Source organism: Streptomyces sp. NPDC046860 (assembly GCF_040645115.1).
In the GTDB taxonomy this organism is placed as follows: Bacteria; Actinomycetota; Actinomycetes; order Streptomycetales; family Streptomycetaceae; genus Streptomyces.
In genome coordinates this window covers 1-13089 of the sequence record NZ_JBEYXQ010000020.1, presented here as the reverse complement: position 1 = coordinate 13089, position 13089 = coordinate 1, and the positions used below count along the sequence as shown (strand labels likewise).

Below are 13089 nucleotides of genomic sequence, written 5' to 3'. Positions count from 1 at the left end.
CGCTCGGCCCAGCCGGTCACACGTCCTCCAGGGCCTGTCTGACAATTCCCGTCTGCCGCGCGGCCGCCCTTCGGGCGACGACGCGAATTGTCAGACAGGCCCTAGCACTCCCTCCAGCCGCAGCAGCCAGAGCTTGCGCTCCAGTCCGCCCGCGTAGCCCGTCATCGTGCCGTCGGCCCCGATGACCCGGTGGCAGGCGCGCACGATCAGCAGGGGGTTGGCGCCGAGGGCGCCGCCGACCGCGCGGATCGCGGCGCGCGGGGCGCCGATCCGGGCGGCGATCGCGCCGTAGGTGGTGGTGCTCCCGTAGGGGACGGCGTCCAGGGCGGTCCACACCCGTTCGCGGAACTCGGTGCCCCTGGCACGGGTGGGGAGGTCGAACTCCTTCAGGTCTCCGGCGAAGTAGGCGGTGAGCTGTTCGGTGGCGTCCCGGAAGGGCCCGGCGTCCGGCCGCAGCCCTTCGGGGGCGGTCCGGCCGCCCTTCTGGCCCGGCACGGAGACGGAGGTCAGCGCGCCGTCGGCGTCGGCGGTGAGCAGCAGGGGGCCGACCGGGGAGGCCAGTTCGGTCCAGTAGGGGTCGTCCATGATCGCCATCACGCGTTCAGCTCCTCGGCGACCCGTAGATGTGCGACGGCGTAGGACCGCCAGGGCCGCCAGGCTTCGGGGAGGTCCGTACCGGGTGGGGTGACGTCCGGGTCGCCGAGCACGCGCGCCCGCAGGGCGGCGACGGCGGCCGGGGTGATGCCGGGCAGTTCCTCCATCAGGCGCCGGGCCTCGTCCCGGTCGGCGCCGGGATCGAGGCGCAGCCGGCCGTCGGCCAGGGCGGCGGCGAGCGTGCCGAGCGGTGTCCCGGCCTCCTCCTCGGCGAGGACGGAGGGTTCGGGGAAGAGGTGGGTGAGGGTGCCGCCGGGCGCGTCGAGCGCCTTGCCGTACCGGCGTACGAGCCGTTCGGTCCCGGCCGCTCCGGCCAGGACGCGGGCGGCGGTCTCCAGCGGGTCGACGGCGCCGGGCGAGCGCAGTCCGGGCCGGGCGGCGACGAGCGGGGCGAGCCGGGGGTCGGCGCCGAGGCGGGCGTCGACGGCGAAGGGGTCGGCGTCGAGGTCGTACAGCCGGCGCAGCCGGTGCACGGCGGTGGTGAGGTCGCGGGGGTCGGTGAGCCGGAGGGTCGCGTCGAGCCAGCCGCCGGGCCGGGTCCCGCCGCGCGGGCCGGACGGGTGGGCGCGCTCGTGGACGGCGGCGACGCCGGTGCCGTACGGCAGCCTGAGGGTGCGCCGGTGCACGCGGGCGCCCGGGGTGCCGGTCACCTCCTCGACGCCGGGTACGGCCTCGCGCGCGAGCAGGTCGAAGACGGCGGCGGCCTGGTAGGGGCCCCGGTGGGCGAGGCGCAGCGGGATGCCGGTGCCGGGGGCGGCGCGGCGGGAGCGCGGGGCGGCCTCGCGCACCTCGGTGGGGGTGTGGGCGTACACCTCGCGGATGGTGTCGTTGAACTGGCGGATGCTGCGGAACCCGGACGCGAACGCGATCTCGGTGACCGGGAGTTGGGTGGTCCGCAGCAGGGTGCGCGCGGTGTGGGCGCGCTGGGCGCGGGCGAGCGCGACGGGTCCGGCGCCGACCTCCCCGGTGAGCTGCCGCTGCACCTGCCGGGGGCTGTACCCGAGGCGGGCGGCGAGGCCGGTGACGCCCTCGCGGTCGACGACGCCGTCCGCGATGAGCCGCATGGCCCGGCCGACGACGTCCGCGCGGACGTTCCACTCGGCCGAGCCCGGCACGGCGTCGGGGCGGCAGCGGCGGCAGGCCCGGAAGCCGGAGCCCTGTGCGGCGGCGGCCGTGCGGAAGAACCGTACGTTGCACCGTTTCGGCGTCACCGCCGGGCAGCTCGGGCGGCAGTAGATGCCGGTGGTCCGGACGGCGAAGAAGAAGACGCCGTCGAACCGCCCGTCGCGGCTGCGCACCGCCTCGTACCTGCTGTCGTCGTCCGTCATGCGTCCAGTGTCGGACGCCGGGAGGGGGCCGGGCCAGCGGAAAACGGACATGCAGCCCGGCCCCGCTCCCGGCCTAGGCCCAGCGGCCCCGCTTGGCCTGCATCGCGGCGCGGCCCTCGGCTCCCTTGCGCTTCCAGTCCTTGCGGATCTCGGAGCGCAGGCGGGCGTCGGTCTTGGCGACGATCCACAGGTTCTCGCGGACCAGCTTGCGGTAGCTCTCCAGCCGCCGGACCGGCAGCTCGCCGGAGTCCACCGCGGCGGCGACCGCGCAGCCGGGCTCGGAGGCGTGGGAGCAGTCGTGGAACCGGCAGCGCGCCGCCAGCTCCTCGATCTCGGAGAACACCTGCCCGACCCCGGTCTCGGCGTCGTAGAGGCCGACGCCGCGCAGTCCGGGGGTGTCGATGAGCACGCCGCCGCCGGCCAGCGGCAGCAGGTTGCGGGTGGTCGTGGTGTGCCGCCCCTTGCCGTCGACGTCCCGCGCCGCCCGGACGTCCATCACGTCCGTGCCGACGAGCGCGTTGGCCAGCGTCGACTTCCCGGCGCCGGACTGCCCGAGCAGCACGGCGGTGCCGGTGCCGATCAGGGCCCGGAGCACGTCGAGTCCGTCGCCGTGCAGGGCGCTGACGCCGAGCACGGGCACGCCGGGCGCGGCGTTCTCGACGTCCTGCACGAGGTGCGCGAGCGTCACGGGGTCGGGGACGAGGTCGGCCTTGGACAGCACGACCACCGGCTGCGACCCGGACTCCCACGCCAGCGCGAGGAACCGCTCGACCCGCCCGAGGTCGAGTTCGACGGCGAGCGACACGGCGACGACCGCGTGGTCGACGTTGGCCGCGAGGATCTGTCCCTCGGACCGCTTGGAGGAGGTGGACCGGACGAACGCCGTGCGGCGGGGCAGGTAGGCCCGGACGTACCGGGGGCTGCCGCCCTCGGGGTCGACGGCGGCCCAGTCCCCCGTGCACAGCACCCGCATCGGGTCGTGCGGGGTCACGAAGGCGGTGTCGGCGCGGACGACCCCGTCCGCGGTGAGGACGTCACACTGCCCCCGGTCGACCCGGACGACGCGTCCGGGAAGGAGGCCCTGACGGGCGTAGGGGGCGAACTCGGCTTCCCAGTGCGGGTCCCAGCCGAGGGGGAGAAGAGCGTGCGAGGAGGAGAGCTGCAAGGGAGACCCTTCACAAGGGTGGCCCCGGTGGGCGCCTGCGGCGCGGTCGGATCAGCCGGTGGCCACGGAGGTGGAGTGGATGGGCTTCTGGTCGTGGGCACGACCCGTCACAGAGACAGCCATCGGTCACACCTCCCGTTCCTCGTCGCTTCTACGGCGCGCGGCGGACTCCCGCCGCGCGAAGTGGTCCTCACTCTAGAGCGCGCCGGAGGAGGCCGCCATCGAATTACCCGCGGGTGCGCGGACGGCCCGGGGAACGCCGGCGCGCACCGGCGACCGGTCCAGCACGCCGTCCGACGACCGGGTCAACCCGTCGCGCAGGGAGCGCCGTTGAGGCTGAACCCGCTCGGCGCCCCGTTGCCGCCGTCCCGCTTCCCCACGAAGCCGAAGGCGATCGTGCCGTGGGCCGGGACGGCGCTGTTGTAGCTCTTGGCCTCCGCCGTGACGGCGGAGCCGTCCTGGTGCGGGGTCGCGTCCCACATCTGGGCGATGCGCTGGCCGTCGGGGAAGGTCCAGGCGATCCGCCAGCCGGAGAGGGACTCGTCGGTGGTGACGTGGAGGCTCGCCTGGAAGCCGTCACTCCACTCGTCGTCCAGGTGGTAGGAGACCTGGCAGGTGGGGGGAGCGCTCGGCCCGGGTGCCCGGGAGGGGGTCGCGGAGGGTTTGCGGGAGGGGGGCCGGGACGCCCGCCGGGTGGGGTCCGGCTTCGGGGTCGGGCTGACCGGGAGGGTGCGGGTCGTGGCCGGCGCCGCCGAGCGGGAGGAGCGGGAGGGGGCCGGGGTGGGCTCGGGGGTGTCGGGGGCGGCGATCGGTTTCTGGTCGTCGCGGCCGCCGGCGTCGTCGTCGGACGTGCCGAACGGCATCAGGGAGACGCCCAGCGCGACGGCGGACAGCAGCCCGGCCGCCGCCAGGAGGCTGCGGCGCAGTACGCGGCCGTGGTTCGCCTCGTCGTCGGCCCGCGCCCCGGGTCCCCTGGGCGCGCCCACGCCCAGGCGGGCGTCGGCGGCGCGGCGGCGGCGTTCCAGGTAGGCGAGGGCACCCCAGCCGATGACGCCGCCGGCGAGGGCGGCCGGGATGCCGCCGCCGTGCAGACGCAGGCAGGCGGCGGCCTCGGCACAGGGGACGCAGGTGGCGAGGTGGCGGGAGAGGTCCTCGGGGGCCTCGGCGCCGGGTGAGCGGGTGACGGCGTCCAGCAGGCGGGCGTAGCTGCGGCACTCGGCGTCCAGCGGGGTGTCCCGGTGGGCGCGGTGGCAGCGGTCGTGGAAGAGGACGCGGACCTGGTCGAGTTCGGCGGCGGTGGTCAGCGGGTCCAGGCCCAGCCGGCGGGCGACGGTGGGCAGCGGGAGCGCCTCCACCTCGGCGAGCCAGAGCAGCGTGGCGTCGCCTGCGGACATGTCCCTGAGGCCGCGCAGGGCGATGGGGCGGCCCAGCGGCGGGCCGGTGTAGCGGGCGGCGGCTTCGGAGTTGAGCCAGAGGCGGAGGTCGGGGTCGAGTCTGTGGCCGTTGCCCGCGCTTTCCCATCCGGCCGCCGTCTCCCGTACGGAGGTGAGGAGTTGGGGGATCATCGGCAGCCTGCTGGTGCGGCCGCGCACGGCGCTCTGCGCGGCGCGCAGTTCCCGCATCCCCGAGGTGAACGCCTCGTCGGCGAGCTGGCGTGCCGTCCCCGCACCCGATGTGCACAGGTCCGCGTAGGAGAGGACCGCGTCCCAGCACTCGGCGAACAGCGCGGCCTCGGCGGCGTCCTGAGGGGGCGGCAGATCGGGCATCGGTCTCCAGCGTCCACGAGCGAGGGGCAACTCTTCCGAGCGGGGGTGGAGTTGGGGGCCTCGCGGAGGCAGGAGCCTTTCACGCCGCCGCCGGGCTGACAAGCGGCTCAGGCGGATCGGGTGAACCACTCGTCGCACGGGGTGACCGTGGCCGCCGCCGAGCGCCCGCCACTCCGATAGGGGGTACGCGGGACGGCGCCCGGCGGTTCAACGGGCGGGTGTCAGACCTCCACCGGCTCCTCGGCGGAGAGGCTGTCCATGAAGGAGCTGACGGAGAAGACCGCGTTGCCGGGGCCGGGCGGGCCGTAGCCGGGCGGGTAGGCGAGGCCGAAGTCGTCCATGGTGTTGCGGTACGCCTCCAGCAGCCGGATGTGGTACTCCAGCGGCGCGCCCTGCGGGTTGGCCTTGCCGAGCGGGGTGGTGGGTTCGGGGCACCAGGTGGTGAAGCGGGGCGTGATGCCGTGCGACATGAAGAAGCGCAGGCCCTCGGTGGTGGAGGCGATGGCCTCGTCGACGGTGGTGAAGCCGAAGGGCTCGGCCATCTCCACGCCCGCCACGAAGTTGGGGATCACGTTGCGCGCGCCGAACACGTCGGCGGAGTCCAGGATGCGCTTGTGCCATTCGTCCCGGCCGACGTACCGCTCCTTGCCGGGGCAGTACATCTTGAACAGGTACTCGTCCCACACCTCGAAGTTGGGGTGGTAGATCTGCACGCCGTAGTCCTTGAAGCGCTGCACGTCCGGCTTGGGCAGCGCCTGGGCGACGACCTTGCCGATCCAGCGGCCCGGGAAGTGCTCCTCGATGGCCTTGGCGTACCGCCCGTAGAAGTCGGCCTCGTCCAGCCCCTGGACCTTCGACGTGATGGCGCCGCCGGTGAGGGTGTACGCGGTGGAGATCTTCGCGGTGTCGTACTTGTCGATGATCTCCAGCGCCTCGAGGACCTCGTCGACGTCCTTCACGCCCGTGTAGGGCCGGCCCGCCGCCTTGTGCTGGCGCCAGTTGTGGTTGATGTCGCAGTACTGGCACTCCTCCTTGGCGCCGAAGTACTGGCAGACGCGGAACGCGGTCAGGTAGATCAGGTAGCCCCACTGGATGGTCGGGGCCACCTCCATGACCGACTTCCCGTTGGAGAGCTTGTGCCGGTAGTACTCCGGCATCGGCGGCACGCCGACGTCGGAGATCCGCTTGCCGTCGAGGTACAGGCCGAGCTGGCCGTGCTCGTCGGCGGCGACCCGGTAGGGGGAGGCGGGGTTCACCCGCACGGAGACGACGGTGCGGCGCAGGTCGTAGGGGCCGCCGGTGAGGATGATCTCCTCCGGGGGCCTGCGCAGCGCGGCCTCGCCCAGCTCCGGCAGGGTGCCGTGGTCGAAGGAGAAGATGAAGTACGACTTCGGCTTGACCTCGCCGCCCTCGTTGTCGCTGAGGGCCGAGGCGTCGAAGGCGACTCCGCCCCGGAGCAGGTCCTCCTTGAAGACGGCTTCCCGCGGCACGTGCGGGAACCGCTCCATCAGATCTTCGACCAGCGCGGTGCGGCTGCCCATCCCTGTTCTCCTCCCGGCTCACGCGTACATCTCTCACCGTATGCCCCCACTTCCCGGCGAGCCCTCCCGGGGGCCTCGTGTTGCCTCCGGCGATCTTCCGTGACTGGGGGTCTCCCCAGGTCGCGGGGGTGATGAGAGGGTCTGGGCACAGGCACTCTCGGGGAGGGACGGCAAGGATGACCAAGTCGGCGCGGGCGGTCACCAACTGGGCGCGGAACATCACCTACACGGCCGCCGGGTTCCACCGGCCGGAATCGCCCGAGGCGCTGCGGGCCCTGGTCGCGGGGTCCGCCCGGGTGCGGGTGCTGGGCAGCGGGCACTCCTTCAACCGGATCGCGGACCCCGGCCCCGGGGGCGTGCTGCTGTCGGTGGCCGGGCTGCCCGAGGTGATCGACGTGGACACCAGCGCCCGTACGGTGCGCGTCGGGGGCGGGGTCCGGTACGCGGAGCTGGCCCGCACGGTCCACGCGCACGGCCTCGCGCTGGCCAACATGGCCTCCCTGCCGCACATCTCGGTGGCCGGGTCGGTGGCGACGGGCACCCACGGTTCCGGTGTGGGCAACGGGCCGCTGGCCTCGGCGGTGCGCGAGGTGGAGCTGGTCACCGCGGACGGCGGCACGCTGCGGATCGGCCGGGGGGACCGGCGTTTCGACGGCGCCGTGACCTCGCTGGGCGCGCTCGGCGTGGTCACCGCCCTCACCCTGGACCTGGAGCCGGCGTACGAGGTCGAGCAGCACGTCTTCACCGAACTGCCCCTGGACGGGCTGGACTACGAGACGGTCGCGGCCTCGGCGTACAGCGTGAGCCTGTTCACCGACTGGCGGGCGCCGGGGTTCCGGCAGGTGTGGCTGAAGCGGCGCACCGACCAGGCGCCGGTGGACTTCCCGTGGGCGGCGCCCGCGGCCGGGCCGGCGCATCCGGTGCCGGGGATGCCCGCGGTCAACTGCACCGCGCAGGGCGGGGTGCCCGGCCCCTGGCACGAGCGGCTGCCGCACTTCCGGGCCGAGTTCACGCCCAGCAGCGGTTCGGAGCTCCAGTCGGAGTACCTGCTGCCGAGGGCGGACGCGACGGCCGCGCTCCAGGCCCTCGACGCGGTACGGGCGGGGCTCGCCGGGGCGGTGCTGACCTGCGAGGTGCGCACGGTCGCCGCCGACACGCAGTGGCTGAGCCCCGCGTACGGGCGGGACTCGGTGGCCCTGCACTTCACCTGGACCGAGGACACGGCGGTCGCGCTGCCCGCCGTGCGCGCGGTGGAGGCGGCGTTCGGCGCCCTCGACGCCCGGCCGCACTGGGGGAAGGTGTTCGAGATGCCGCCGGCGCTGGTGCGGGAGCGGTTCCCGAGGCTGGCCGACTTCCGTGCGCTGGCCGCGGAGCTGGACCCGGCGGGCAAGTTCGCCAACGCCTTCGTCCAGGACATTCTTTCCTAGAGCCTCTAGGATGTGAGCTGGACATCCAAGGAGGTGCGTTGATGGCGCGTGCGGGGATCACCGCCGACCGGCTGGTCGCGGCCGCCGCCGAACTCGCGGACGAGGCCGGCTTCGAGCGCGTCACCCTGTCCGCGCTGGCCCGGCGCTTCGGGGTGAAGGACGCGAGCCTGTACTCGCACGTCCGCAACCTGAACGACCTGCGCACCCGGCTGGCGCTGTACGCGGGCGGCGAGCTGATCGACCGCATCGCGGCGGCGGTCGCCGGACGCGCGGGCCGGGACGCGCTCACCGCGTTCGCCGGTGCCTACCGCGCCTACGCCCTCGAACACCCCGGCCGGTACGCCGCCACCCAGATCCGTATCGACCAGTCCCTGGTCGCGGACTCCCCCGCCCTGCGCCGCACGGCCGAGATCACCTACGGGATGCTGCGCGCCTACGGCCTCGCCGAGCCCGACCTCACCGACGCGGTACGCCTGCTGCGCAGCACCTTCCACGGCTACTGCGTGCTGGAGTCGGCAGGCGGCTTCGGCGCCGGGCGCCCCGTGGACGCCTCTTGGGACAAGGGGGTCGAGGCGCTGCACCGGGCGCTGGAACACTGGCCGAGGGAGACACCGTGAGCACACCCGACTTCGACGTCACCGGCACCGGCCCCGTGCTGCTGGTCGTGCCGGGCGGCGCCGGGCACCCCATGGGCCTCGGTCCGCTGACCGCGCGGCTGGCCCGCCGGTTCACCGTGGTGACCTACGACCCGCTGGGCCTGGCGCACGGCCGCCTCGGGCAGCCGGCGCCCGACCAGCGTCCCGAGGACTGGGCCGACGGCGCGGACCGGGTGCTGGCGGCGGTGCTGCCGCCCGGCGAGCGGGCGTACGTCTTCGGGACCAGCTCGGGCGGGATCGCGGCGCTCGCGCTGGCCGCGCGGCACCCGGAGCGGCTGCGGCACGTGATCGCGCACGAGCCGCCCTGCGCGCTGGTGCTGCCGGACGGATCGGAGCGGCGCCGGGAGCTGATCGCCGCGCTGGACGGTCCGCACCCGGCGCCCGCCGAGGGACCGGAGGCGACCCCGATGGGGGTCTTCGTCGCACGGGTGCTGCGTCCCTTCACCGCGTACGTCCCCGGGCCCCTGCCGGAGCGGCTGACGCTCGCCGCGGGAGCGGAATCGCACGGCCAACTCCCCTATCGCACGGCCGACTTCCTGTCCGGCGGAGCCCTCCTGGAACTCCCCGGCGGCCACCTCGGCACGCTGGAGCACCCGGTGGAGTTCGCGGACGGGCTGACCGAGGCCCTGGAGTCGAGGGGCGCCGAGGGATGAGCGACAGCCTGGCCACCGCCCTGACCGAGGGGCCTCCGCTCGTCCTGGACGGCGGGCTGTCCAACCAGCTGACGGCGGCCGGGCACGACCTCAGCGACGAGCTGTGGTCCGCACGGCTGCTCGCGGAGGCCCCGGAGGCGATCACCGAGGCCCACCTCGCCTACTACGAGGCGGGCGCCGACGTGGTGATCACCGCCAGCTACCAGGCCACGTTCGAGGGCTTCGCGCGGCGCGGCATCGGCGGGCCGGAGGCCGCGCGCCTCATGGCGTCGAGCGTGGACCTGGCCCGCGAGGCCGCCCGGCGCGCCCGGGCCGACCGCCCCCTGTGGGTGGCCGCCTCGGCGGGCCCGTACGGCGCGATGCTCGCGGACGGCTCGGAGTACCGGGGCCGCTACGGGCTGACCCGCGCCGAACTGGAGCGCTTCCACCGCCCCCGCCTGGAGGTCCTGGCCGGGGCGGGCCCCGACATCCTGGCCCTGGAGACCGTCCCGGACACCGACGAGGCGGAGGCGCTGCTGCGCGCGGTGCGCGGCCTGGGCGTTCCCGCCTGGCTCTCCTACAGCGTCGAGGGCGATCGCACCCGCGCGGGCCAGCCCCTGGAGGAGGCGTTCGCCCTGGCGGCGGACGCCGACGAGATCGTGGCGGTGGGCGTGAACTGCTGCGCCCCCGAGGACGTCCCGCGCGCGGTGGAGACCGCGGCACGGGTGACGGGCAAGCCGGTGGTCGTCTACCCCAACAGCGGCGAGAGCTGGAACGCCGCCGCCCGCGCCTGGGACGGCGCCCCCACACTCACCCGCGCCGACTTCCCCGGCTGGTCGGCGGCGGGCGCCCGTCTGCTGGGCGGCTGCTGCCGGGTGGGCCCGGAGACCGTCACCGCGATCACCCGCGCGCTGGGCCGTACCTGACCGGGCCCGAAGGGGCGGCTCACCGCCGCCGCAGCACCGCCGACCTGCGCAGTCGCCGCACCGCCGCGAGGCGGTCCGGGGAGGAGGGCTGGGGCGGGACCACGGGGCGGGTCCACAGGGCGAGCTCCGCGTCCCGGGGGCCGTGGACCAGGTGGGGGCCCTCGGTGCCGAAGACGCGGGTGGGGTGGGAGTCGTCCCAGGACGGCCAGCCCGGGTCCCCCTTGGTGACGAAGTCGACCCAGGACGCGTGCATGGTGTCGGCCAGGGACTGGGGGGCGCCGCTGCCCGCCAGCCTCACCGCCTCCTCGACCTCGCCGGTGTCGAAGACGAAGCCGAGTTCCAGGCTGTGGCAGGCCCCGAGGCCGGGGCGCAGGGACGGCCAGGCGAACTCGTACAGGTGGGAGCGCGCGGGGCGGGCGTCCGCGAGGCGGTGCAGGGGGAGGCGGAGCATGTGGTCGGTGACCATCTGGCCGACGAGTTCGGCGGCGCCCGCCGACGGGTGCAGGGCGCGGTAGCCGCGTGGGACGTCGTGGCCGACGTGGCAGCGGGCCATCGCCCCGGCCAGCGCGACCGCGCCGAGCCGGTCGACGTGCTCGACCAGGCCGCCGGGCACCAGCCACAGCCGGTACTCGTCGCGGGTCCAGCCCATCAGCAGGTCGACGCCGGGGGCCGCGTCGCCGTCGACGAGGGCGCGCAGCGGGTCGGCGGGTACGAGGCCGCCGTCGGTGACGATGCCGAACCCGGGTCCGCCCAGCACCGGGCTGCTGCGCCGGCTCACCTCGGCCTGGGTGCGCAGCAGCAGGCCGCGGTCGACGTCCGCGAAGGCGGCGGCGGTCGCGGGGACCTTCAGCCGGGCGGCCATCCGGCGCACCATGCGCCGTACCTTCTCCCGGTCCGACACCTCGGGGGCTCCGCTCTGCAGCACGGCCCGCCGGACCAGGCCCCGCGCCTGCGGGGCCGCGATCAGGACGCCCGTGCTGATCGCGCCGGCCGACTGCCCGGCCAGGGTGATGTTGCCGGGGTCGCCGCCGAAGGCCGCGACGGACTCGTGCACCCAGCGCAGGGCCGCGAGCTGGTCGCGCAGGCCGAGGTTGGCGGGGGCGTCGGGGAAGAGTCCGTAGCCCTCGACGCCGAGCCGGTAGTTGACCGAGACGACCACGACGCCGTCGCGGGCGAAGGCCCGCCCGTCGTACACCGGCACCGCCGAGGAACCCCTGGTCAGCGCGCCGCCGTGCAGCCAGACCAGCACCGGGAGCCGGGCGCCCGGCCCCGGTTCGGGGGTCCAGACGTTGAGGTTGAGGCAGTCGTCGCCGGGCACGGTGGGGTCGGCGAGGTACTGGGCGAACGCCTCGGAGTACGGCGGTTTCGGCGGGGTCGGCCCGAAGGAACCGGCGTCGCGGACACCGTCCCAGGGCTCGGGCGGCTCGGGCTCGCGGAAGCGGCGGGGGCCGAAGGGCGGGGCCGCGTAGGGGATGCCCCGGAACACCGCGATGCCGTGTTCGAGGCGCCCGCGCACCGCACCGTACGGGGTTCGGGCCACCGGGCCCGTCCGGTCTGCCGCCATCGCACACCAGCCCTTCGTCGCCGGTGCGGCCGCCACGGCGGCACGCACCACATCTGTCTGCCAGAGCGCCGTGCGCGACGGATGTATTCCGGCGCACCGACCGTCCGTACGGTCAGCCGTCCTGGGAGCCCTTGGGCGGCTGGTGGCCGCTGCGGGTGTGGCCGCGCAGCCGGCCGGTGATGTCCTCCGGGGGCAGGAAGCGGGACCAGCGCTCGGGGAACTCGGACGGCATGTCGGGGTCGTCCGGGTCGGACTCGCGCAGCGCGGCCGCCCAGGCGACGTACTCGGCGACCTGGGCCTCGCGCTGGCGCTCGTTGGCCTCGCGGGCGGCGGCGGTGGCCGCGGCGGGCCAGACCCGGTCGATGGCGGCGTTGACGGCGGCGCCGACGAGCACGGCGAACGCGGACACGCCGATCCACAGCAGCACGGCGACGGCGGCGGCGAGGGAGCCGTAGATGGTGGCGCCCTCGATGGTGTGGGTGAGGTAGACGCGCAGCAGGAGGCTGCCGACGACCCACATGGCGAGGGCGACCAGCGCGCCGGGCACGTCCTCGATCCACGGGGAGCGGACCGGGACGGAGACGTGGTAGAGCGTCGTCAGGAAGACGATGGACAGCACGATGACGACGGGCCAGTACAGCACCTGGACGACCGTCTCCGACCAGGGCAGCACCCCGACCACCGCGTCCGGTCCGGCGACCATCAGCGGCAGCGCGACCGAGCCGATCAGCAGGGCGACGACGAACAGCAGGAAGGCCATGAGCCGGGTCTTGACGATGCCGCGGACGCCGTCCAGGCCGTACATGACCGTGATGGTGTCGATGAAGACGTTCACCGCGCGCGAGCCCGACCAGAGGGCGAAGAGGAACCCGATGGAGATGACGTCGGGCCGGCCGCCGCGCATCACGTCGTCCAGGATCGGCTCGGCGATCTCCTTGACCCCCTTGTCCGACAGGACCGTGCGGGAGGCTTCCAGGAGGTTGGTCTCCAGGCTGTGGATGGTGTCGGCGCCGGTCCAGTCGTCGACGTAGCCGAGCAGGCCGATGAGGCTGAGCAGCAGCGGGGGCACGGACAGCAGCGTGAAGAACGCGGCCTCGGCGGCCAGGCCCAGGATGCGGTACTCCATGCAGGAATTGACGGTGTCCGTCAGCAGCAGCCAGGCCGTCCTCCGCTTGGAGACGTTCCGGTACAGGGCCTTGGCCCGGTGGAGGCGGCCGTGGGGCCGCTGGGGGGATTCGCTTGCTGGCTGCACGTCCTAACGGTATCCGCCGCACCACGCGCCCCTCACCTCGCGGGGCGCGCGGGGGCACGCCCGGCCGGGCGCCGCGGTGCCGCGGGGGCGGCGCCGCGCCCTCTCGGCCCCGCCCCCGCGCCCCGGGCCCCCGCGCGGGCCCCGGCACCCCCGGGGACCGGCGCGGGGCACAAGTATG

Annotated in this window: 11 protein-coding genes; 4 read left to right on the top strand and 7 right to left on the bottom strand. The window is 74.9% G+C overall.

From position 1 onward, the window contains the following. Positions 1–90: 90 nt before the first annotated feature. The 5 genes from ABZ898_RS24410 to ABZ898_RS24390 form a co-directional block, all read right to left on the bottom strand. Positions 91–585, bottom strand: coding sequence for a methylated-DNA--[protein]-cysteine S-methyltransferase (locus ABZ898_RS24410; protein ID WP_361662922.1), 495 nt, complete (start codon positions 583–585; stop codon positions 91–93). A gap of 8 nt (positions 586–593) precedes the next feature. Further along, complete coding sequence (locus tag ABZ898_RS24405; RefSeq protein WP_361662692.1) at positions 594–1982, bottom strand: AlkA N-terminal domain-containing protein; 1389 nt, start codon at positions 1980–1982, stop codon at positions 594–596. 73 nt (positions 1983–2055) lie between these two features. After that, on the bottom strand, positions 2056–3147 hold the full coding sequence (gene rsgA, locus ABZ898_RS24400; RefSeq protein ID WP_361662690.1) for a ribosome small subunit-dependent GTPase A: 1092 nt from the start codon (positions 3145–3147) through the stop codon (positions 2056–2058). A gap of 305 nt (positions 3148–3452) precedes the next feature. Then, entirely contained in the window at positions 3453–4913 is a 1461-nt protein-coding gene (locus ABZ898_RS24395; protein WP_361662687.1) for a cellulose binding domain-containing protein, read from the bottom strand. A gap of 221 nt (positions 4914–5134) precedes the next feature. Next, positions 5135–6454, bottom strand: a complete 1320-nt coding sequence (locus ABZ898_RS24390) for a radical SAM protein (protein WP_361662684.1) — start codon at positions 6452–6454, stop codon at positions 5135–5137. Between the two features lie 176 nt (positions 6455–6630). On the opposite strand from ABZ898_RS24390, the gene ABZ898_RS24385 reads away from it, so the two are divergent. From ABZ898_RS24385 to mmuM, 4 genes are read left to right on the top strand one after another with little or no spacing between them, the layout of a single operon-like run. Beyond that, positions 6631–7881, top strand: coding sequence for an FAD-binding protein (locus ABZ898_RS24385; RefSeq protein WP_361662681.1), 1251 nt, complete (start codon positions 6631–6633; stop codon positions 7879–7881). A gap of 41 nt (positions 7882–7922) precedes the next feature. Further along, positions 7923–8498 carry a TetR-like C-terminal domain-containing protein gene (locus ABZ898_RS24380; RefSeq protein ID WP_361662678.1) on the top strand — a complete coding sequence of 192 codons (576 nt, stop codon included), beginning with the start codon at positions 7923–7925 and terminating at the stop codon, positions 8496–8498. Beyond that, entirely contained in the window at positions 8495–9190 is a 696-nt protein-coding gene (locus tag ABZ898_RS24375) for an alpha/beta fold hydrolase (RefSeq protein ID WP_361662675.1), read from the top strand. The genes ABZ898_RS24380 and ABZ898_RS24375 overlap by 4 nt, the downstream gene beginning before the upstream one ends. After that, positions 9187–10095 (top strand): homocysteine S-methyltransferase, encoded by a 909-nt coding sequence (gene mmuM / locus ABZ898_RS24370; RefSeq protein WP_361662672.1) that lies wholly within the window; start codon positions 9187–9189, stop codon positions 10093–10095. Before ABZ898_RS24375 ends, mmuM begins: the two co-directional genes overlap by 4 nt. Before the next feature lie 19 nt (positions 10096–10114). On the opposite strand, the gene ABZ898_RS24365 is transcribed toward mmuM, so the two are convergent. Continuing rightward, positions 10115–11659 (bottom strand): carboxylesterase family protein, encoded by a 1545-nt coding sequence (locus tag ABZ898_RS24365; protein ID WP_361662669.1) that lies wholly within the window; start codon positions 11657–11659, stop codon positions 10115–10117. 112 nt (positions 11660–11771) lie between these two features. Beyond that, positions 11772–12911, bottom strand: coding sequence for a YihY/virulence factor BrkB family protein (locus ABZ898_RS24360; protein WP_361662666.1), 1140 nt, complete (start codon positions 12909–12911; stop codon positions 11772–11774). Between the last annotated feature and the right edge of the window lie 178 nt (positions 12912–13089).

Excerpts from the sequence above, each read along its gene's own strand:
- ABZ898_RS24365 (WP_361662669.1), bottom strand. The coding sequence starts at position 11,659 with ATGGCGGCAGACCGGACGGGCCCGGTGGCCCGAACCCCGTACGGTGCG.
- ABZ898_RS24390 (WP_361662684.1), bottom strand. The coding sequence starts at position 6,454 with ATGGGCAGCCGCACCGCGCTGGTCGAAGATCTGATGGAGCGGTTCCCG.
- ABZ898_RS24410 (WP_361662922.1), bottom strand. The coding sequence starts at position 585 with ATGGACGACCCCTACTGGACCGAACTGGCCTCCCCGGTCGGCCCCCTG.
- mmuM (WP_361662672.1), top strand. The coding sequence starts at position 9,187 with ATGAGCGACAGCCTGGCCACCGCCCTGACCGAGGGGCCTCCGCTCGTC.
- ABZ898_RS24405 (WP_361662692.1), bottom strand. The coding sequence starts at position 1,982 with ATGACGGACGACGACAGCAGGTACGAGGCGGTGCGCAGCCGCGACGGG.
- ABZ898_RS24385 (WP_361662681.1), top strand. The coding sequence starts at position 6,631 with ATGACCAAGTCGGCGCGGGCGGTCACCAACTGGGCGCGGAACATCACC.
- ABZ898_RS24395 (WP_361662687.1), bottom strand. The coding sequence starts at position 4,913 with ATGCCCGATCTGCCGCCCCCTCAGGACGCCGCCGAGGCCGCGCTGTTC.
- ABZ898_RS24380 (WP_361662678.1), top strand. The coding sequence starts at position 7,923 with ATGGCGCGTGCGGGGATCACCGCCGACCGGCTGGTCGCGGCCGCCGCC.